The organism is uncultured Megamonas sp., from assembly GCF_958438645.1.
Taxonomy (GTDB): domain Bacteria; phylum Bacillota; class Negativicutes; order Selenomonadales; family Selenomonadaceae; genus Megamonas.
In genome coordinates, this window is the sequence record NZ_CAUBSM010000002.1 from 1 (window position 1) to 22,331 (window position 22,331).

Annotated in this window: 21 protein-coding genes; 10 read left to right on the forward strand and 11 right to left on the reverse strand. The window is 33.2% G+C overall.

All coding sequences use genetic code 11. The features are described 5' to 3' along the window. Positions 1-2: 2 nt before the first annotated feature. The 3 genes from Q5I67_RS02005 to Q5I67_RS02015 form a co-directional block, all read right to left on the reverse strand. Positions 3-590 carry a M20/M25/M40 family metallo-hydrolase gene (locus tag Q5I67_RS02005; protein WP_302486192.1) on the reverse strand — a complete coding sequence of 196 codons (588 nt, stop codon included), beginning with the start codon at positions 588-590 and terminating at the stop codon, positions 3-5. A 267-nt stretch (positions 591-857) separates the two neighbouring features. After that, positions 858-1,220 carry a P-II family nitrogen regulator gene (locus Q5I67_RS02010; protein WP_296896124.1) on the reverse strand — a complete coding sequence of 121 codons (363 nt, stop codon included), beginning with the start codon at positions 1,218-1,220 and terminating at the stop codon, positions 858-860. 72 nt (positions 1,221-1,292) lie between these two features. After that, positions 1,293-2,684: an ammonium transporter gene (locus Q5I67_RS02015; protein ID WP_296896126.1), complete on the reverse strand. Its 1,392-nt coding sequence runs from the start codon at positions 2,682-2,684 to the stop codon at positions 1,293-1,295. A 428-nt stretch (positions 2,685-3,112) separates the two neighbouring features. Here Q5I67_RS02015 and putP point away from each other — a divergent pair, with 428 nt between their 5' ends. After that, positions 3,113-4,618, forward strand: a complete 1,506-nt coding sequence (gene putP, locus Q5I67_RS02020; protein WP_302486193.1) for a sodium/proline symporter PutP — start codon at positions 3,113-3,115, stop codon at positions 4,616-4,618. A gap of 512 nt (positions 4,619-5,130) precedes the next feature. On the opposite strand, the gene Q5I67_RS02025 is transcribed toward putP, so the two are convergent. The 4 genes from Q5I67_RS02025 to Q5I67_RS02040 form a co-directional block, all read right to left on the reverse strand. After that, entirely contained in the window at positions 5,131-6,417 is a 1,287-nt protein-coding gene (locus Q5I67_RS02025) for an ArsB/NhaD family transporter (RefSeq protein WP_302486194.1), read from the reverse strand. A 78-nt stretch (positions 6,418-6,495) separates the two neighbouring features. Further along, a complete protein-coding gene (locus Q5I67_RS02030) occupies positions 6,496-8,166 on the reverse strand; it encodes a glutamine--tRNA ligase/YqeY domain fusion protein (protein WP_302486195.1) in 1,671 nt (556 codons plus the stop codon). A gap of 73 nt (positions 8,167-8,239) precedes the next feature. Then, on the reverse strand, positions 8,240-9,082 hold the full coding sequence (locus Q5I67_RS02035) for an HD domain-containing protein (protein ID WP_366926313.1): 843 nt from the start codon (positions 9,080-9,082) through the stop codon (positions 8,240-8,242). A gap of 47 nt (positions 9,083-9,129) precedes the next feature. Further along, a complete protein-coding gene (locus tag Q5I67_RS02040) occupies positions 9,130-10,278 on the reverse strand; it encodes a metallophosphoesterase (protein ID WP_302486196.1) in 1,149 nt (382 codons plus the stop codon). A 368-nt stretch (positions 10,279-10,646) separates the two neighbouring features. On the opposite strand from Q5I67_RS02040, the gene Q5I67_RS02045 reads away from it, so the two are divergent. The 5 genes from Q5I67_RS02045 to Q5I67_RS02065 all read left to right on the forward strand — a co-directional run bounded on the left by Q5I67_RS02045 (position 10,647) and on the right by Q5I67_RS02065 (position 14,658). Next, entirely contained in the window at positions 10,647-11,090 is a 444-nt protein-coding gene (locus tag Q5I67_RS02045; protein WP_008539551.1) for a Fur family transcriptional regulator, read from the forward strand. A 160-nt stretch (positions 11,091-11,250) separates the two neighbouring features. Then, positions 11,251-12,048, forward strand: a complete 798-nt coding sequence (locus Q5I67_RS02050) for an MBL fold metallo-hydrolase (protein ID WP_302486197.1) — start codon at positions 11,251-11,253, stop codon at positions 12,046-12,048. A 51-nt stretch (positions 12,049-12,099) separates the two neighbouring features. Further along, positions 12,100-13,188: a S1C family serine protease gene (locus Q5I67_RS02055; protein ID WP_302486198.1), complete on the forward strand. Its 1,089-nt coding sequence runs from the start codon at positions 12,100-12,102 to the stop codon at positions 13,186-13,188. Positions 13,189-13,190: 2 nt separating this feature from the next. Next, positions 13,191-13,670, forward strand: coding sequence for a 23S rRNA (pseudouridine(1915)-N(3))-methyltransferase RlmH (rlmH, locus tag Q5I67_RS02060; protein WP_015561772.1), 480 nt, complete (start codon positions 13,191-13,193; stop codon positions 13,668-13,670). Between the two features lie 82 nt (positions 13,671-13,752). After that, positions 13,753-14,658, forward strand: coding sequence for an isochorismatase family protein (locus tag Q5I67_RS02065; RefSeq protein ID WP_302486199.1), 906 nt, complete (start codon positions 13,753-13,755; stop codon positions 14,656-14,658). Positions 14,659-14,806: 148 nt separating this feature from the next. Here the strand turns inward: Q5I67_RS02065 and Q5I67_RS02070 are convergent, their stop codons facing one another. After that, positions 14,807-16,234, reverse strand: coding sequence for a sodium:solute symporter family protein (locus Q5I67_RS02070; protein WP_302486200.1), 1,428 nt, complete (start codon positions 16,232-16,234; stop codon positions 14,807-14,809). 183 nt (positions 16,235-16,417) lie between these two features. Here Q5I67_RS02070 and tadA point away from each other — a divergent pair, with 183 nt between their 5' ends. The 4 genes from tadA to Q5I67_RS02090 all read left to right on the forward strand — a co-directional run bounded on the left by tadA (position 16,418) and on the right by Q5I67_RS02090 (position 18,904). Further along, the gene (tadA, locus tag Q5I67_RS02075) at positions 16,418-16,894 is read left to right on the forward strand and encodes a tRNA adenosine(34) deaminase TadA (protein ID WP_302486201.1); all 477 of its coding nucleotides are present in this window, start codon (positions 16,418-16,420) and stop codon (positions 16,892-16,894) included. A gap of 127 nt (positions 16,895-17,021) precedes the next feature. Beyond that, positions 17,022-17,459: a universal stress protein gene (locus Q5I67_RS02080; RefSeq protein ID WP_302486202.1), complete on the forward strand. Its 438-nt coding sequence runs from the start codon at positions 17,022-17,024 to the stop codon at positions 17,457-17,459. Between the two features lie 18 nt (positions 17,460-17,477). Beyond that, positions 17,478-17,900, forward strand: coding sequence for a universal stress protein (locus Q5I67_RS02085; RefSeq protein ID WP_296896834.1), 423 nt, complete (start codon positions 17,478-17,480; stop codon positions 17,898-17,900). 170 nt (positions 17,901-18,070) lie between these two features. Next, positions 18,071-18,904, forward strand: a complete 834-nt coding sequence (locus Q5I67_RS02090) for a hypothetical protein (protein ID WP_224169316.1) — start codon at positions 18,071-18,073, stop codon at positions 18,902-18,904. Positions 18,905-18,966: 62 nt separating this feature from the next. Here Q5I67_RS02090 and Q5I67_RS02095 read toward each other — a convergent pair whose 3' ends face one another. The 3 genes from Q5I67_RS02095 to Q5I67_RS02105 form a co-directional block, all read right to left on the reverse strand. After that, positions 18,967-20,253 (reverse strand): ArsB/NhaD family transporter, encoded by a 1,287-nt coding sequence (locus tag Q5I67_RS02095; protein WP_302486203.1) that lies wholly within the window; start codon positions 20,251-20,253, stop codon positions 18,967-18,969. A gap of 85 nt (positions 20,254-20,338) precedes the next feature. Then, the gene (gene alr / locus Q5I67_RS02100) at positions 20,339-21,520 is read right to left on the reverse strand and encodes an alanine racemase (RefSeq protein WP_296896840.1); all 1,182 of its coding nucleotides are present in this window, start codon (positions 21,518-21,520) and stop codon (positions 20,339-20,341) included. A 73-nt stretch (positions 21,521-21,593) separates the two neighbouring features. Next, positions 21,594-22,241 (reverse strand): TatD family nuclease-associated radical SAM protein, encoded by a 648-nt coding sequence (locus tag Q5I67_RS02105; RefSeq protein WP_296896842.1) that lies wholly within the window; start codon positions 22,239-22,241, stop codon positions 21,594-21,596. Positions 22,242-22,331 lie beyond the last annotated feature (90 nt).

Below are 22,331 nucleotides of genomic sequence, written 5' to 3' on the forward strand. Positions count from 1 at the left end.
TTCTATATACGCTGACTATTTTGTTCGCCTAACTCATGATTAAAATCACAAGTATGCGGCTCACAATAATCAAAAGCTTCAGAATCGCAGTTTATAAGATATTTTGCATCTAATAAATATTTAGAATCTAACTCTTTCGCTCCAGTCATTCCCTGTTCTTCGTCTACAGTAAAAATAGCACGAATAGGGCCATGATTGAAATCCTGCTGTAATAAATACATAGCTGCTGCTACACCGATACCATCATCGGCACCAAGGCTAGTACCATCAGCACGTAAAAATTCACCATCATTGATGATCTTAATAGGGCTTGTGAGTGGATCATATTCTACCCCTTCAGTTGCTACGCATACCATATCCATATGACCTTGAACAATTACGCGTGGCCAATCTTCACAGCCTTTTGCTGCTTCTTTATCAATGATTAAATTAAATTTTTCATCTTGAATTACTTTACAGCCAAAAGATAATGCACGTTCTTTCAAAAAATTACTTACTGCTTCTTCATGATTTGATTTACGTGGAATAGCTGCCAAATTAGCAAATTCAGCTAATACGCCATCCATAATTTCTTTATCAGTTAAAGACATAAGCTACACCTCAATCTTGATAATATATTATACATTATTATAACATAGAATATATTTATTTTTACTGTATATTAGATAAAAAAAGAAGTTAGGCAAGCCTAACTTCTTTTTTTCTAGTATTTATAAGTTATTTAATAAGCTAAAAAAATGTCCAAGGAATATCTTTATTAAATCAAGATATTCCTTGTTGTGTATAAAGATATTTCTCTCATCATATAGTATATTATTCTATTTAGATAATATATTTATTATAATGAAGGAAATTTATCATGCCTCATCATCTGTGATGGCTTTATCGCCCATTGTACCTGTACGAATACGCATAGCGTTTTCTACATCGTATACAAAGATTTTACCATCACCTATATGACCTGTCTGTAAGGCTTTACGAGCTGTTTCTAAAACTAATTCAACAGGCACCGCACAAATAATTGTTTCAACCTTTACTTTTGGTACAAGATTTACGCTATATTGTTTGCCACGATATACTTCAGTATGACCTTTTTGTAAACCACAGCCATATACTTGACTTACAGTCATACCTTGTACACCTATTTTATTTAAGGCTTCTTTCAATTCTTCCAATTTACTAGCACGAGTTATTATTTCTACTTTCGTTATTTTTCGCATAAAATCTACCCCTTACTAATGAAAATTCTTTTTCTTATAATAATACCACTAAAACCTTAAAAATTTTACTTATTATTTTAAATCAACAGGTTTTGTAAAATTTTCACTAGCAAATGCTTCTGCTTCACTGGAAAGCAAAGTATTCGCACTCATGATGGACTGATTGTATGCACGTTCACCATGTTCGGAGATATCGATACCGGAGATTTCTTCGTTTTCGCTTGCACGAACCTGCATAAAGCAGCTAACAATTTTGAATAAGATATAGGAACCTACAATAGCGAGTACATAAGCTACTACTATAGAGATTAATTGAGCGATTAATGTATCAGCACTGCCATAGAATAAACCATCTGCACCTGCTGGGTTGATATCTGTAGAGCACCATAAACCAGTAGCGATAGCACCCCATGTACCACCAACGCCATGAACACCAAAAGCATCTAAAGAATCATCATAACCGAATTTTTCTTTTACTACAGCTACAGCGAAGTAACAAACAACGCCACCGATTAAACCAATGATAACAGCTGGAAGTGGAGCAACGAAGCCTGCTGCTGGAGTAATAGCTACAAGACCAGCTACGCAACCAGAAGCTGCACCTAAGATAGTAGGTTTGCCATGATGCATCCATTCACATGCTACCCAAGATACAGTTGCCATAGCTGCTGCTGCCTGTGTAGTAACGAATGCATTTGCTGCTAAACCGTTGGCACCAAGTGCAGAACCTGCATTGAAACCGAACCAACCAAACCATAAAAGTGCTGCACCAAGTACAGTCATTGGTAAATGATGTGGAAGCATTGGAACTTTGCCATAACCATGACGTTTACCAAGTAAGATACAAATTGTAAGACCAGATACACCAGATAAAATATGAATTACTAAACCACCGGCAAAGTCTAAAGCACCGAGTTTTGCTAAGAAACCGCCGCCCCAAACCCAATGAGCCATAGGGTTATAAATGAAGATTGCCCATAATAAGATAAATACTACGAAAGCACCGAATTTCATTCTTTCTGCAAAAGCACCAGTAATGAGTGCAGGTGTGATAACAGCAAACATACACTGAAAAGCTACGAAAGCAAGTTCAGGAATAGTACCATTTTCCATTACCTGTAAGCCAACACCAGTTAAACCAACTTTGTCTAAGCTACCGATAAATCCACCAATATCACTGCCAAAAGTCATTGCATAACCAATAATAACCCATTCTACAGAAATCATTGCTACAATGAAGAAACTGTGCATTATGGTACTCAATACGTTTTTACTTCTTACCATACCACCATAGAAAAATGCAAGACCTGGTGTCATGAGGAATACAAGTGCTGCACTAATTAAAACCCATGCTGTATCACCTGTATCGATTGCTGCTGCAGTATCATCAGCAGCGAAAACCATAGACGCCATCAATGCCATGAATATAGCAGTCATAGACAATATAGATGCCAATCTTTTCATAAACTACACCCTTTCTTCATCACAAAATAAGCCAAAAATGTATAATAATTGCTGAAAAGTAAAAAACGCCTTGTCAAAGGATATACTATTTCGTATATCTTTTAACAAGACGTCTTTGTCTTATTTTGCTATTAAATTATTATTACAAGATAATATCAACGAATTTATTTTTTTCTTTTGATGTACATCCTCGTCGATGTTTTTTATTATATGACTGGACACTACATTTGTCAATTAAAAATCAAAAAAAATTTTGTATACAATCTCAAAATCAATTTTGCCTATTATTTTATCTTCTTTTATTATTTTGCTTTTATTTGTATTATTTGTAGTATACAAATTTACATATGTACATAATTTGTTTATCATGATAAAATATTAACCATATAATTATAATTAAAAATAAAAAACTAAATAGGAGGGTTTTTATGTCTGATAATATATCTATTATTATCGCTTTTTTACTGTATTTGCTGTTTATGATGGCAATCGGCGTTTATTTTTATTATCGCACTCATAATATGTCAGATTATATCTTAGGTGGCAGAAAATTAGGTGCTTGGGTAACTTCGATGAGTGCTGAAGCCTCTGATATGAGTGGTTGGATGCTCATGGGTCTTCCTGGATTTGCCTATCTTGCAGGTTTAAATGCTGGCTGGATTGCCATAGGTCTTGCTCTTGGCACATGGGCAAATTGGCAGTTTGTCGCTCGTCGCTTGCGTAAATACACCGAGCTTGCCAATAATTCGCTCACCCTACCAGATTTTTTACAAAATCGCTACCATGATAAAAGTCCTTTAATTCGTGTAGTCATGGCCATATTTATTTTGATTTTCTTCATTATCTACACTTCATCTGGTTTTGTAGCTGGCGGAAAATTATTCAATACAATCTTTGGCATTCCTTATGAATATGCACTTTGTCTGGGAGCTTTTGTTATCGTCTTTTATACTTTTGTAGGGGGATTTTTAGCAGTTTGTTGGACTGATTTCATTCAAGGGGTAATGATGTTTTTTGCTATTTTAATCGTACCTATTGCCGCTTCTTTTACACTAGGGGGTTTTGCTGATACATATACTGCTATCAATATCACTAATCCTGAATTTTTCAATCCACTAACTAAACCTGATGGTTCTTATACTACTGTATTAGAATTAATTTCTCTACTCGCTTGGGGACTTGGCTATTTTGGTCAACCACATATTTTAGTGCGTTTCATGGCCATCACCTCTTCTGGCGAATTAAAAAAAGCTACTCGTATCGCTATGACATGGGTAGTGATCTCGCTCACTGCTGCTGTATGTGTTGGTATGGTCGGTAGTGTTTATTTGACAACTCCACTCAATGGAGCAAATTCTGAAACAGTCTTTCTCGTTATGACTGATCATTTATTTAGTCCATTTTGGGCTGGTATCATCCTCTCTGCCGTGCTTGCAGCTATCATGAGTACAGCTTCTGCTCAATTATTAGTAGGTGCTTCTGCTGTAGCTCAAGATTTATACAAACAATTCATTCACAAAGATATCAATCCTCGTGAATTAGTGCTTGTCACTCGTCTATCCGTCATCGGTATCGCTTTGATAGCTATAGCTCTTGGACTTGATCCTAACAACTCCATTTTAAATATCGTTGCTTACGCTTGGGCAGGCTTTGGTGCTACTTTTGGCCCTGCTTTATTATTCTCTCTCTTCTGGCGTCGCACTACAAGAAATGGTATCTTAGCGGGTATGATCGTCGGTGGTATCACTGTTCTTATCTGGAAACAAATCACTCAAATGGATATCGCCACTGTATATCCAATCCTCCAGCTCTATGAAATCGTTCCTGGCTTCATCTTATCCTCTTTAGCTATCATCATCGGTAGTAAACTCGATAAAGCACCAGCCAAAGAAATCACAGATACTTTTGACTCCGTAAAACACAGTAATATCTAATTATTTGTTCATTTCTTTGATGACAGAGAGTTGTTCATTTCTTTAATGGCAAAGAAACGAACCAAAGAAACCACCGCAGATAAAATTTTAGCTTTGAAAAAAATTATCACTTCATACAACGCTTAGAAACTCGCTACGCTCAGACATTCAGACTAAAACCGTATTCAGTGATAATTTTTTTCAATAACCTCCGGTTACCACTAAAATTTTATAATGCGGAAAAATATAATACCAAACATTTCCCGCATTTCAGCTTTTTTTACGGTAGCCATAGGCTATTGGTAAAGATAAAAATATGGCTACGGTTTTAGTTCTACTGTTTGAGCCAAGCGAGTTTAGAACGTTGTTGACATATTTTTATCTTTACCAAAGTAAAAAACGCGTGAGCGGGTAGTTTTCTTTTTGGTTCGTTTTTCTTTTATATAAAAGAAAAATGAACATAAAAAGCCGTTTTCTAAGTTATTATCATTTAACCTAGAAAAACGGCTTTTTATTTTAAAATTTTTATTAAATTATAGATAGAATAAGTATAAGTAAATGCTACTTATGATAATAGATAAAATCATAATTGGGAAAGCTACCATAAAGTATTTACCAAAAGAAATTTTTTCTCCATGGATTGCTGCCATACTTGCTACTACTACGTTGGCACTTGCACCTATTAGTGTTCCATTTCCACCTAGACATGCACCTAAGGATAATGCCCACCATAATGGTTCAAGATTTGTCATTCCCATTGCACCCATATCTTTGATCATCGGTATGAGTGTTGCTACAAATGGTATATTATCTATAAATGCAGAAGCTATTGCACTTAGCCATAGAATAAGCATTGTTGTGCTTGTTAAATCTCCTGCTGTTACTTCTAATACTTTTTGTGCTAATAATTTTATTACTCCTGTTTCTACTAAGCCACCTACTAAGATGAATAATCCGGCAAAGAAGAATATTGCAAGCCATTCTATATGACTTAATACATTGGCAATTTTCTTTTCATATCTAGCTATACTTATGAGCATCAATATACATGCACCAGTTAATGCTACTGTTGCTGATTCTAAATGCAATTGTGAATGCATTGTAAATGTAATGATGATCAAAGCTAGTACTACTAAACATTTTTTGAGCAATGTCGCATCTTTTATTTCTTTGCGTTCGTCCATTGCCATTACTTTTGCTCTTAATTCATCTGTTGTAACTAATTGTTTACGATAGAGGAATAATAATATCGCAATTGTAATAATAAAAGTAACGATACATACACCAGACAAATTAACTAAGAATGCCATAAAGTCCATTTCTGGTACGGCACTACCAATCATGATATTTGGTGGGTCACCGATAAGTGTTGATGTACCACCGATATTAGAAGCTAAAATTTGAGCTACTAAAAATGGTTTTACTGGTACATTTAATTGCCTCGTAATACTGAAAGTAAGTGGCACTGTCAATAATACTGTTGTTACATTATCCAAAAAGGCAGAGCATATTGCTGTTAAAAAAGATAATGCTACTAATAATTTTAAAGGCTGTGCTTTTACTTTTTTGGCTGCCCAAACAGCTAAATAATTAAATAAACCAGTCTCACCTGTGATATTTACGACTACCATCATACCTGCTAAAAGACCGATAGTATTAAAGTCGATATGGTGAATAGCCATATCTTGAGTCAAGATACCACATACAATCATGAGCATTGCACCAGTTAGGGCAATTACAGTTCGGTGAATTTTCTCCGATACGATGAACACATACACTACCATGAAGATGGCTAGTGCAATCCAAGCTGTTGAATCCATGAATAAACCTCACTTTATTTTTTATTTTCCCTTTTTATTATCTCTATCTATATTAAATAAATAATTTGCAATTAATTATTAACCTTTTTTAGCAACTTTAGACCATGTATCGCGAAGACCTACTACACGATTGAATACTAGATTATCCATTGTGCTATCTTTATCCACGCAGAAATATCCCTGACGTAAGAACTGGAATTTTGTACCAGGTGCTGCCCATTTTACACTTGGTTCTACCTTACAATTATTTAATACTACTAAAGAATCTGGATTTAGAGAAGCGATGAAATCTCCATTTACAGAGCCTTCTTCATCTTTTAATAAATAATCATAGAGGCGAACTTGTGCATCTAATGCTGTAGCAGCATTTACCCAATGAATAGTACCTTTGATTTTGCGTCCTGCTGTCTTACCACCAGTTTTGGAATCTGGATCATAGGAACAATGAAGTTCTACGATATTGCCCTGTTCGTCTTTTATGACTTCTTCACATTTGATGATATAAGCATTTTTCAAACGAACTTCGCCTTCTGGTTTCAAGCGGAAGAATTTCTTTGGTGCTTCTTCCATGAAGTCTTCACGTTCAATATAGATTTCACGGCTAAATGGCATATAATGTTTAGCATCTGTAGTTGGTAAATTTTCACAAGCAAGCATTTCTGTTTTGCCTTCAGGATAATTTGTGATCACTACTTTGATAGGATCAAGCACTGCCATGACACGATTTGCATGAGCGTTTAAATCTTCACGCACGCAATGTTCAAGCATAGCTACATCTACTAAGCTATTAGCTTTGGCTACACCAATGCGTTCACAAAAATCGCGAATTGCAGCTGCTGTATAACCACGACGGCGAAGACCAGAGATAGTAGGCATACGTGGATCATCCCAACCAGATACATAACCGCCTTCTACTAATTGACGGAGTTTACGTTTACTCATAACCATTTTAGTGATATTCAAACGAGCAAACTCAATCTGACGAGGACGAGTATTTACATCAAAACCAAGACTGTCTAAAAGCCAATCATAAAGTGGACGATGATCTTCAAATTCCAATGTACAGATAGAATGTGTAATACCTTCGATAGCATCGGATAATGGATGAGCAAAGTCATACATTGGATAGATGCACCATGTATCACCTGTACGATGATGAGTGATATGTGCTATACGATAGATAACTGGATCACGCATAGTGATATTAGGTGAAGCCATATCGATTTTAGCACGTAAAACTTTTTCACCATCAGCAAATTCACCATTTTTCATGCGTGTAAATAAATCTAAATTTTCTTCTACACTGCGGTTACGATATGGAGATTCTTTACCTGGTTCAGTCAAATTACCACGATATTGACGGATTTCATCTGCTGTCAAATCATCTACATAAGCCTTGCCTCTTTTGATTAATTCTATAGCATAATCATAGAGTTTACCAAAATAATCAGAAGCATAGTATTTTCTATCTTTCCATGAAAAACCTAACCATTTTACATCTTCTTGGATAGAATCTACATATTCCACATCTTCTTTTGTCGGATTAGTATCGTCAAAGCGAAGGTTACAAAGACCATTATATTTTTGAGCTGTACCAAAATTTAAGCATATGGATTTTGCATGTCCAATATGTAAATATCCATTTGGTTCTGGAGGAAAACGTGTATGTATTCCTTCAGTGTATTTTCCCTCTCTTAAATCTTCATCAATAGCGTTATGCACAAAATTGGAAGCCATTAATTCTGCCATTATTTTTTCCCCTTCTTTTTTCAAATTATAATTTATCTTATATGATATCATGATAAACTATTATTTGTCAGCTTTAACCTTGCCAAACATCTTTTGTTTGTAGTTTTTCTTGAATATAATTACGCAAACGGTTAATGCCTTGCATCATCTTTTCATCTTGAACTAAATTATTGATTATATCTTCGATATAATTTTGCTCTACAATCTGCTGTAAAGACCATGCAAAATACACATCATATACCCACATTAAACGCACAAGTTTTCTATCATCTTGCGTTCTCATTTTTGTATAATCACATTGTTTGCCTGCTACAAATAAATCCACAAAATCAGGGCTACAACCTGTTCCATCTGTAGGCCCTAAAAATGGTTTTAACACACGATAAATATCTATTTTATCAGCATCGCGAATTAATTTAGCAAAAGCTAAATGTCTTTGATTTTCTGTAGGTGCTATCTCTTTTGCATTGTGATTGCCTATGGCAAATTTTAAAGTCGCTAAATCTTCTTCATCTAATTTGGCCATAAAAGGTAAATCTTTGATGACTTTTAAGCCCAATTTAGCATGATTTTCAGATAAAGCATCATTAAAAGTACGATATACTGTGAACTGATAGAAGCGACCTACATCATGGAATAAACCGATCATCTTAGCCAAAAAGCTATCATGTTCATTTAGATTCAAATGTTTAGCCAGATTTTCACAGTTTTTTACAACCATCCATGTATGTTTTTCTTTTAATATTATGCCATCCACGATTTGAGCATCGTCAAAAAATATCGTTTTGGCCGATTTTATCTCCAAATGAGATTTTGCTGTCTTTGCTGCTTCTGGCGAATAAAATGATTTCATATATGTTGTCATCCAAGAACTCATTTCCTGCCAAAGGTCTTGCATCTTTGCTATATCATTCATCATATCACCCCAAAATCATCAAAATATAATAAAATAAATTTAAACGATTAAGCTTTAAAATTAAAGAATGTCACTTCTGGTGGACAACCAATGCGGTAAGGGAACCAACTGCCTGCACCACTGCTGACATAACCTATAGAATTATTTTGCTCAAATCTACCACGCATATATTTAAACATAGGAATAATCGGTATACCTAAAAAAGCAAATTGTCCCCCATGAGTATGACCTGTCAAAGTCAAATTTATATTGTGTTTAAAAGCTTCATCTATAAAAATTGAATGATGTGCTAATAAAATTTTATAAGCACTTTCTGGTACATCAGTCAAAGCCTTTTGTAAATATTGTTCTCGCATATTAGCGGCATCTTGTCCGCCTCGTTCATCTACATAATCAACACCCAAAAGATATAAAGGTTTATCACCGCTTAAAATCTTTATGGACTCATTGTTTAAGACTTTAATATTCGTCTTGCTCAAAGCTTCCTTTAAATGCTCTATACCTCGCATATGTTCATGATTTCCCCAACAAAAATAAACACCAAAAGGAAAATACGGTGTAAAGGCATTTAAAATCTTTATCGCTTCATCATTTATCTTGCCATTATCAAAAACATCGCCTGTAATCACAAGCATATCTGGACTTTTATGTGCTATCTGATTTAAAACTTCATAAAATTGTTTAACTGAAAAGAAATTACCCAAATGCACATCTGTTAAATGAGCTATTTTTATACCATTTAATTTAGGAAAATCCTTGCAATTAATATCTTGCTCTACAAATTCTATATGACGACTTTCATATAAACCCCCATATAATGTAGCAGAAATCGCTGGTACCCAAATAACACCACGCAAAAAGCGACGTTTACTTTCATCGATTTCTTGATGACGAGATTTTTCATATATCAATCGGAAAATTTTTACTAAAATCCCTAAAATAATCAAAAAAACTTGTAGTACATACCACATTACGACTATTTCACCTAAAATAGCTGCATAACTAAAATCTAATAATTTAGGATATAATACTACAAAACCTATAATGATTATTATATTAATAAATATCAATTTTTTACGTGCAGATTTACGAACATCTTTGGCAAAATATTCACTAGCTAAAAAAAAGCCTAAAACTGATATAATGACCATTACTAGAGCTGTCATCATGGTAAACATCATTGGCAATATTATCATTCCCTTCATAATATTGTAATTATAATATGAAAAATACATATACAAATAATCAATTAATCTATAAAAATCATTGATATTATTATATTTTTACATTATTTTTAAATTATATCATAGATAACAAAAATTTTAAAAGAGACAGTTTACATATATTATATAATTATTTCTACCTTATAAACTGGATTTCTTAACTGTTTAATTATTTTTTCTTATTATTTTGATTAAAAATTTCCTAAAAGCTTATCTATAACGCTTATATCTATTGACAATGCTTTATTTTTCTTTTAGAATAAAATTATAGTTTTTGGATAATTTTTCTATTTTAATAACAATTATTATTAATAACTATTTTTGGAAGGGGCGATACAGCCATGTTAGATAATAAAAAAGTGACTGAGCTCTTAAGAAAAAAAGGTTTCAAAGTAACGCCACAACGTTTGGCAATCTATAACGCATTATGCAACACGAAAGCACATCCTAATGCTGAAATGATATTTAATAAATTGCAACCTTATTACCCTACAATGAGTTTGGCTACTATTTACAAAACTGTTGATATTTTACACGAAATTGGATTAATCAATATCTTAAATGTCGGTGAAGATTCTTTCCGCTATGATGCAAACACTAGCTCTCATGCTCATATCTGCTGTACTGAATGTGGCAGAGTTGATGATATCATGATCGATTTTGCTAAATGTGTAGAAGAAGTTGCCAGTCAATCTTCTTATGATGTTCATCGTCATCAATTTTACTTCTATGGCACTTGTGCAGAATGTAAAGCTAAATTAAATAGCAAAGCTAAAGTTAGTTAATTCAATTAATTTTAATTAAAATTTAATCTAAAGCCACAGTTTTCTGTGGCTTTTTATATTGTATTTTTCTTATCCTAGTAATATACTAATCATATTACTTGACGGCTAAGGCTATATACACATATAATCAATAAAAATCAGAAATGAGGTTTTTTATTTTATGAACATATCTGTCTTAGCTAGTGGTAGCCGTGGCAATTGTACTTTAATCCATGATGATAATAATGCCATCTTAATTGATATGGGTATAAGCACCCGTAAATTAAAACAAGCTTTAGCACAGCTACATTTAAATATTGAAGATTTAGATGGTATCTTTATAACTCATGAACATATCGACCATATTCGCGGTTTAAAGACTTTAACTAAAAATTACAGTCTTCCTATCTATGGCAAAATCAATACTTTGAAGCAAATTGCCTCTACACAAAAATTTACAGATATAAATTTAAAACATTTTCATCCTTTACTTTCAGATGATATAAATATTGGCAATTTAAATATTAATGCTTTTGCTACTTCTCATGATGCTATTGATCCTGTAGGCTATAATATTTCTAAATATAGCTCTACCACAAAAAAAGTAACTGAAAAAATCACCCTAGCTACTGATTTAGGCTTTGTCAGTGAAACTGTACAAAATGCCCTTGAAAATTCTAACACCATCATATTAGAAGCTAATCATGATCTAAAATTACTGCAAAATGGTCAATATCCATGGTCATTAAAAAAGCGTATTTTAAGCACTAAAGGTCATTTATCTAATGTTGATGCTGGTTTTACTATCAATAAACTTCAAGCTAAGCCTCAACAGATAATTTTGGCTCATCTCAGTGAACAAAATAATACTCCTGATATTGCTTTAAATACAATTAAACAGATTTTTCAAGAAAATAATTTAGATGATATATCTCTACATGTAGCGTCACCAGATAGAATACTAAGTATTAAAAATTAATATTTAAATTTCTATCTATATTTAAATAAAATCAAATAAGGAGGTTTTTTTATGCGTTCTCCACTTTCTATTTTAGGCATTTGCCTTATTTCCATGAGTGTTTTGCTTGGTGGTTGTAGTAATAATGAACAAAGTGCTACTTCTTCATCTTCAACTGTAGCTTCTTCTAGTGAAAAACCATCTGCTCCAGCCTCTGATGCCCGCAATACCCCTATAGTTCAAGCAGCTAAAAAAGTAGGGCCGGCTGTTGTTGGTATCACTAATAAAGCTGTTGCACGTGATTGGTTCAACCGTCAAGTTGAAATTGATAAAGGTACAGGTTCTGGCGTTATTTTCAGAAGTGATGGTTATATCGTAACGAATAACCATGTAATTGAAGGAGCTAAAGATATCACTGTTGCTCTTGCTGACGGTAGAACACTTTCTGCTACACTAATCGGTGCTGATCCTTATTCAGACTTAGCTGTAATCAAAGTCGATGCTACTGATTTGCCAACTGCTGAATTTGGCGATTCTGATGATATCATGGTTGGTGAACCAGCTATCGCTATTGGCAATCCTTTAGGTCTAGAATTTCAAGGTAGTGTAACTGCTGGTGTAATCAGTGCTTTAAATCGTACATTAAATATTGGCGATAATCGCTTAAAACTTTTACAAACTGATGCTGCCATCAATCCTGGTAACTCTGGCGGAGCACTTGTAAATGCTGACGGTCAAGTAATCGGTATCAACAGTGCCAAACTTGCCGCAACTGGTGTTGAAGGTATCGGTTTTGCTATTCCTATCAATACAGCTAAACCTATTATTGATGAATTAATCGATAAAGGTCATGTAACTTATCCATATCTCGGTGTAGGTGTACTCGATAAACAAACAGCTGCTCAAGCTGGCTACAAATTAAATGTTGACGCTGGGGTCATTGTAATGCAAGTAGAACTTGGCAGTCCTGCTGATCAAGCTGGTATTAGACAACGCGATCTAATCTTAAAAATAGATGGCAAAGAAACTAACACTGTAGCTGATTTACGCGGTATGATAGCAGAACACAAAGTCGGTGATACTATCACCCTCACAATCTCAAGAAATGGACAAGTTGGCGATGTTTCAGTCACATTAGCTGAAACGCCAACAAATAATTAATCATGAAAATATCTATTGTTGCTTCAGGTAAAATTAAAGAAAAATATTTAAGAGATGGTATCAATGAATTTGTAAAACGCTTAAAACCATTTACTCAATTAGAATTCATTGAAATCAACGAAGAAAAAATGAAAGACAATCCATCTCCAGCTGAAAAAAAAGCTACATTGACAGCTGAAGGAGAACGTCTATTAAAAAAAGTCCCAGCAAATAGTTATTTAATTGTACTTGATGTTTTTGGCAAAGATATTTCTTCAGAAGAATTATCGGCAAAAATTGATAAACTCACTTTATCAGGACAAAGCCATATAACCTTTTTAATCGGAGGAGCTTTTGGTTTATCTGAAGAAGTTCGAAAACGTGCTGATGAACGTATTTCCTTCTCACGAATGACATTTACACATCAAATGATACGACTTTTGCTCGTAGAACAGATTTATCGTGCGTTTAAAATCAGCCGTGGCGAAAAATATCATTGGTAAATCATAAAAATTAGCATAGATAAAACAAAAGCTCAGGAAATCCTGAGCTTTTGTTTTATAAAATATAGAAGAGGTGATTTTTTTGCAAATACCATTTTACCATATCTTTGATAAGGATTCTGTTGGACAATTGATTAACCCTTTACCATTAAATCAAATTCTCAAATGGGCAGGACAAGAACCGACTCCTTATATTGATAAAAATAAATCTAAAGTTTTATTTTTAGGCGTGGATATTCAAACAGATTTTATGGATAATGGAGCATTAGGTGTTCCTGGAGCTAAAGAAGATGTAATTCGCTTAAGTCAATTTCTCTATAAACATATGGATAAATTATCCAAAATCATTGTTTCCCTAGATACACATGAACCAAAGCAAATCTTCCATCCTTGTTGGTGGGTGGATATCGAAGGCAATCACCCAGCTCCTTATACCATCATCAAGGCATCTGATTTAACCGAAGGAAAATGGAAAGCGACTATTGATCCAGCACTTAGCAAAAATTATGTTCGTCATTTAGAAAAAGCCGATAAACAATTATGTATATGGCCTTATCATTGTCTAAATGGCACCATGGGAGCTACACTAGAAAATCAATTTAGCAACATCATTCATTTTATATCCTTAGCTCAAAACATTCCTTTAGTCAAAATCAATAAAGGACAAAATCCACTTTCTGAAATGTATGGTATCATTAAACCAGAATATTCCATGCACGATGATACAAATACAGATTTACTCACTGAGATTGCCTCTTTTGACAAAATCATTATCGCAGGAGAAGCCAAATCTCATTGTGTACTCGAAAGCGTCCGCCAAATCTGTGAACATTATTTCGACAAATTAGAAATAACTCGTAAAATATACGTACTCACTGATTGCATGAGTGATATTCAAGGTTTTGAGCAATATAGTGAAACTAGATATAATATTTTAGCTAGTAAATATAAAATAAATCTCGTAAAATCCACAGATAATATTTTTTAAATAATATTTATATTACTCCATAAAATTTAAAAGAAACAAAAAAACACCTTTTATTTTCCATATTATAAGATTTTAACAATAATAAAAGCGACTTTGATTAAAGTTAATTATCAAAGTCGCTTTTTATTTTTATTATCTATTTAATTTATTATCTATTTAATGCTTTTTTATTTGGACTTACAAACATCATGATAAACATGATTATTAACGTCAACATAATAGCTGTAGATTGGGCATTTAAAATCCAAATGCCTTTATTACCATTAAATAAATCTAATCCTACAGTAACGATAATCCCTACTATTGTAGAAATTATAGCAGCTGAGGCACTGCTGCGTTTTGTGAACAAGCCAAATAATAATGGTGCTGTAATGGATACAGACATCAAAGAATAGAAAATAGACAATGCTGAAATTACATTTGGTAACACAATCGCAAGACCAATGCCAATAATACCTGCCATTACAGTCACAAATCTACTGCCTTTGATCAGGCTTTCATCTGAAACATTAGGATTAATAAAAGATTTATATAAATCCTTCGTAAAAGATGTTGTTATCATATATAAGACTGCATCTGCTGCACTGATTTCTGCTGAAAAAATAGCTGCCAAAGCTAAAGCAGAAGCCCAAAATGGCATACATTCTTTCATTACATAAGGAAGTGCCAAATCTTGCTGTGGTAAATCTGGAGCAATAGCATATGCTGCCATGCCTAAACTTACAGGAATAACAGAGAATAATAACATTACTAAACCACAAGCAAAAGTACTGATGCGTACAGTCTTTTTATCTCTAGCACTATATACTTTACCGATAAGAGCAGGAGATAAGAAAAACGATGGCATCAACATCAAGAAAAATCCCATGATGACTGTAGTACCTAGTCCGTCAAAACTAAAATAAGCTGTTGATTTGGCTACATCAGCCATATTAGCTACGACTTTTGCCTGTAAACCATCAAAGCCACCTACAAAAGATAAAACAAGTGGTACAGCTACGATAAAACCGATTAATTTTACACCTGCTTCGATTAAATTGGCATAAACAGCTGATAAAAATCCACCTGCACAAAAATATAAAACAACTACGACGGAAGCGATTAAAACACCTGTAGTTTTATCAATTTCTGCCACTACAGATAAAATCCAAGCAATTCCCATCAATTGACCAGCAAAAATAGCTAAAGTGCCAATCGCCATCATCAAAGATATAAGTCCTCTAAAATAACGATTATAACGATATTCTAAATAATCACCTAAAGTATAAAAACCATGATTTTTAGCTATTTCCCAGATTTTAGGGCCAATAAGAAAAGCTAAAATAAATGTCCCGAATGCTGAGGAAATAATCCACCAGGCAGCGGAAATACCAGACGTAAAGCCCATTCCTGCCACACCTACAGTAGAACCTGCCCCGATATTTGGTGCTACTAAAGTGATGAATAATAAAAATGGTGCCATTTTGCGTCCACCAACAAAGAAATCATCTGCTCCTTTTACTTTTCGTGATATGATCACACCAACGGCAATCAATAACACAGCATAAAGGGCAATTACCATAAGATACCAGTTCATTATAAGCCTCCACTCTTTCGCCTAAGTCAATAACCTAAAAATCAAGGTTTATTGCTATTTGTAGACAAAAAACATTTCTCAAAAATCAACTGCAAATTAGTTGTCAGTTGTTCTTGCCAAGACTATAGCTTATTTATTATAGTATAGACAATGTTAAAATACAAATATAAATGTGGTGATATCGTGGAACGTTTACAAATAAAAAATGACATTGAAGGTATGCAAGAAGCTCTCAAAGAAGCTCAAAAAGCTTTTACCCTTGGTGAAATTCCCATAGGTGCTATCATATGTGATGATAACGGCAAAATCATCGCTCGCGGTCATAATCTTCGTGAAAATACTTTTGACGCCACTGCTCATGCAGAAATCGTAGCTATTCGCCAAGCTTGCATCAAACTTCAAAACTGGCGACTTTCTAATTTAACTTTATATGTAACGATCGAACCTTGCCCCATGTGTGCCGGTGCTATCTTTTCTAGTAGATTAAAACGTTTAGTCTATGGTGCAACTGATTGGCGAGCTGGTGGTTGTGAATCGGTATTTAATATTGTCAACAATGATTGGCTAAATCATCAAGTGCAAACTCGTGCCGGCGTTCTTGAAGATGAATGTTCAAATATAGTGAAAAATTTTTTCCAAACTAGACGTCAAAACGTATAAATTTGTCACGGCTATAATAAATTTATAGATTTTATTTTAAGAAAAATTTTGTAAAATTAAAGGGATTTCCACTTTTATTAGCGAAATAGAATATATATACAAATAGTTCAAGAATTAGGTGGTAAATATGCCAAATATACAACGCATTGTAGTTCCTATAAATGGCACAGCAGAATCATTTAAAGCTTTATCTTTGGCTTCCGATTTAGCAAAAATACACCAAGCACAGATTTGTTTATTATTAGTTACATATTTTTCTACAGAAACTGATGATAAATCAACATATTCTTCTTGGCTAGCCACACCATTAACAGGTTCAGTTTCTCATTATGTTGAGACTATTTTTACAAGGGCAAAAGATTTATTGCCTTCAGATATCAATATCAGCACTCATCATCTAAGTGGGCAACCAACTTCAAAAATATTAGAATTTACTAAAACTCACAATATAGATTTAATCGTTATGGGTTGTCGTAAATTAAGTTTATTTAGTAGTATTTTAAATGGTAGTACAAGTCGCCAAATTCTTGAAAAATCAACTTGTCCTATAATCATTGTAAAATAATCTTTGGAGGGATTCCTTATGACAGATATTAAACGTATTTTAGTACCAGTAGATGGCTCTGAAACTTCCGATAGAGCTATTGATGAAGCTATTAAAATTGCCGAAGTATATAATTCAGATATTCATATTCTCTATGTAGCAAATATCAACCAACTAGCAATTAATGCTTGCCTCTCTGATGCAATCTTAGAAGCAGTTACTAAAGCTGGTAATGAAATACTTGAAAAAGCTGCTAGTAAAGTTCCTGAAAAAATCAATGTAATCACTACTTCAGAAACTGGTTCTCCATCTGTTACTATTACAGATTTCGCTGATGAAATCAAAGCTGATTTAGTAGTAATCGGTAGCCGTGGACTTGGTCTTGTTAAAGGTGTACTTTTGGGCTCTGTAAGCCAATATGTAGTAGAACATGCTCCATGTCCTGCTTTAGTTGTAAAATAAAATATAAATACAAAAGAGCCTATATATAGGCTCTTTTTTTTAATCTAAAGTTAATTAAATTTTAATATGATTATTTTCTTTTGATGATATGCTAAATATATACATAAAAGATAATAAATTTTTTTATCACTTTTATCACAATTCCCCAACTTGAAAGGATGTGTATTTAAATGAAAACTACATTAAAGAAAAAACTTGCAGCAGCTATTTTAGCGGGTTGCAGTACAGTTATATTCAGTGGCATAGCACTAGCTAATCCGCCTCAACCACCACCACCTCCTCCAATTGATTTGACACAAAGACCAGCACCTCCACCAAAACCATTTATGCATAATGAAGAAATCCAAAATTATTGCACACAATTTGAAAGTGATTATTCTTGGATGTATTTATCCACTCGCGAACGTGCTGCTAGAGACTTTGTATCCATCGATAAAGCTTTAAAAGATAATACAATTTCTTCTAATCAAGCAACTAAATTAAAAAAAGAAGTCATAAGTTTTTACAAAAACAATCAAAAATATGATGACAAAATGCGTAAATTAAACCGCGATGAAGCTAAACAATACCGCCAAGAAAATCATAAATATTTCTCCTTGCGTGCTAATTTAGCAGATATATCTGAAAGCACTACTATCCCTGTAGATACTTTAAAACGTATCTTAGCTAAACCTGATCCTAAAAAAATGAAACCAGCTAAAGCTCGTGATGATTTATCTGAACGTTTAGCAAAATTCACTAATCAATTAGTAGCTGATGGAAAAATCACTCAGGATGAAGTAAATATCCTTGATGAATATATGCAATCTGGTAGAGATAAATTAGCTAATATGACAAAAGAAGAACGCCGTGAATATTTAGCTGATTATCGTCAATTAACTGATGAACAACGTTTAGCTAAAATTTCTGAAGGAACTGGCATTTCTCCAGAAAGATTACAACAAATTTTCACTGCTTTTAAAGAAGCCGTAAAAGATAAATTACAGACTAAAATTCAAGATTAAAATTAATTTAACTAAAAATGCCTAGAAGCTATAACTTCTAGGCATTTTTTATTTCATAAGTATTATAAATATCTAATATATATATATACACTAGCTACAATAATAGATAAAATCATGAGTGGAAAAGCTATTTTTAAATAACTTACAAAAGATAATTTTTCTCCATGTGCACTTGCCATGCCAGCTACTACAACGTTAGCACTTGCACCGATAAGTGTACCATTACCACCAAGACAAGCACCTAAAGACAATGCCCACCAAAGTGGTTCAAGATTTGTCATACCCATTGCACCCATTTCTTTAATCATTGGAATGAGTGTAGCTACAAATGGGATGTTATCAATAAAGGCTGAAGCAATTGCACTGAGCCATAAAATAAGCATTGTGGAAGCTGTAACATTTCCAGATGTTATTTTTATAGCTTCAGCAGCCATAGCTTTAATAACGCCAGTTTCTACTAAACCGCCAACTAAAATGAATAAGCCCACAAAGAAGAAAATAGCAAGCCATTCCAAACGACTTAAGATATTTGCAATTCTTTTTTCACGTCTACTTACAGTGATTAACATCAATATAGAAGCACCTGCTAAAGCTACAGTTGCTGATTCTAAACCAAGTTGAGAATGGAACATAAATGTAATGATAGTTAAAAATAATACAATCAAACATTTTTTCAATAATAAAGTATCTTTTAACTCTTCTTTTTCATTCATAGCCATTACTTGTTCTTGTAAAGCTGTTGTTGTTGTTAATTTCTTATGATATATAGCAATGATTATAGCTATAGTAATAGCAAAAATGACAACACAGATATCACCTAAATTAGTCAAAAATGCCATAAAATCCATTTCGGGAACAGCACTACCGATCATAATATTTGGTGGATCACCAATAAGTGTAGCTGTACCACCGATATTTGAAGACATGATCTGTGCAATCAAAAATGGTTGTACTGGTATTTTTAGCTGTGCTGTAATACTAAAAGTTACTGGCACTGTCAATAAAACAGTAGTTACATTGTCTAAAAAAGCAGAACAAACAGCTGTAAGAGCAGATAGAGCTATTAACAGTCTAACTGGATTTGCTTTTACTTTTTTTGCTGCCCAAATAGCTAAGTAATTAAATAGCCCTGTTTCACTGGTAATATTAACCATAATCATCATACCAGTAAGCAAACCAATCGTATTAAAATCAATGTGATGGATTGCTTGGTCTTGTGATAATATGCCCATAATAATCATGACCATAGCACCTGTCAAAGCCACTATAGTACGATGTATTTTCTCTGAAATAATCAACATATAGGCAATGACAAATACAGCTATAGCAATATAAGCACTACTATCCATTAATAATCACTTTCTTTCCTCTAAAAATATTTATAACAAATAAAATTTATCTAAACTCTACCTATATATTTATATTAGATAAATTTTAAACATTATACATACTAATAGCTAAATCGCTCAAATACGATTTGTAGAATTTCAATTTCTTATCTTGTATATAAAATCTAGGTACACGACGTGAAATCATACAAGTGATTTCATAATTTATAGTTCCTAATTTTTCAGCTAATTCATCAGCTAAGATACATTCCTCACCTTGTTTACCAAAGAGAACTACTTCATCGCCAACTTTTACATCTTTAATATCTGTGACATCAACCATACATTGATCCATGCAGATATTGCCTACTACTTTAGCACGTTTACCATGAATTAATACTTCAGCTTTTCCTGATAATAACCTTGTGTAACCATCAGCATAACCTACAGGTATAGTCGCAATTACACGTTCTTCTTTAGCAATGAATTTATGACCATAACTTACACCATCACCAGGTTTTATGGTTTTTACATGCGTTACTTCACATTTAAAACTCATCGCTGGTTTTAAACCAGTATTGCTGATATCCACTTCATCTGATGGTGCCATGCCATATAAAATAACGCCAGCTCGCACCATATCATAATGATACTCTGGTAAATCAATGATAGTAGCACTATTAGCACAATGATGTACATTGATTTTTACACCAGCTTTAGCCAATTCATCACAAACCCATTTAAAACGTTTATATTGCGTATGTGTAAAGGTCTTATCATAACAATCAGCCAAACAAAAATGAGTAAATATACCTTCGATTTTTACATTTGGTAATTTACTTATCTTAATGATTTCTTCTACAGATTCTTTTGTAGGCTGATAACCAATGCGTTGCATACCACTATCAATAGCAATATGAAAAACTGCTTCACTTTGTTGTTTTACAGCTTCTTCAGAAAAAAGCTTTGCCTGTTCATAATCAAAAATACATACATCTATATTATAAGCAATAGCTTCATTTGCTCGAATTGGATTTGTATAGCCTAAAATAAATATAGGTGCTACTATACCTTGATGGCGAAGTTCTAAAGCTTCATCTAAGCGTGCTACCGCCAATCTATCAGCACCATTATCTAACAAAGTCTTCGCTAATGTCACAGAGCCATGACCATAAGCATCTGCCTTGATTACAGCGGCCACTTCTTTAGATTTTGCCATTTTTCTTATAATCTGCATATTTTTGGCAATTACATCTAAGTCGATTTCTGTCCATAATAATCTCATCATTTCGGACTCCACTATCTATTCGCTTCCATTCTTATTAAATTTATCTTGTTAATTAATTAATTTTTATCACCATTTAATTAGCTTCATAACGGCGAATACGTAAATTTAAGTTATACTCTTCACAAACTTTTTTACAAGCATTAATTTCAGTTTCGCCAATAATATCTACAATTGTTACTACTACATTAGGTATATATTGCTTACAATCTACTGCAAAATCAAGCATCGCTTTATAAGATTTTAAACCAAAACGACTGCGAGTAACATCTAAATATTTTTCTGCTGTAGACTCATTTAGACTTATAGAAATAGTATCTAACAAACCTTTAAACAATACAGCTGTTTTCTTGCCATATTCCAAATCACTTAAACCATTTGTGTTCATTCTGATTTTAAAATCAGGATATGTCTGACGAATAAATGTCAATAATTTCAGTAAATCATCTAATCTCATAGTTGGTTCACCAAAACCACAGATGACGATATCTGCTACATTTTCCATAGGTGCATTTAAAAAAGCTTGTTTAATCTCTTCTAAAGAAGGTTCACCTTCTTTTAACCATAATTTATGGTCTTCCTTTAAATGACGCAAACAAAATGTGCAATTGCAATTACATCTATTAGTAAGATTTACATACATATTGAATTTTTCTTGCGGAAATAATTTAGCTTTTTCGCTAAAATCAATATATCCATTATTATGTAATGTATATAATATCATTTAATCACCTTTTCCTTGTTACAATATAACATAAAAAATTATATCCTTTTAAATCTTAAACTTCAATAAGAAAAATCCACAATCCTTAAA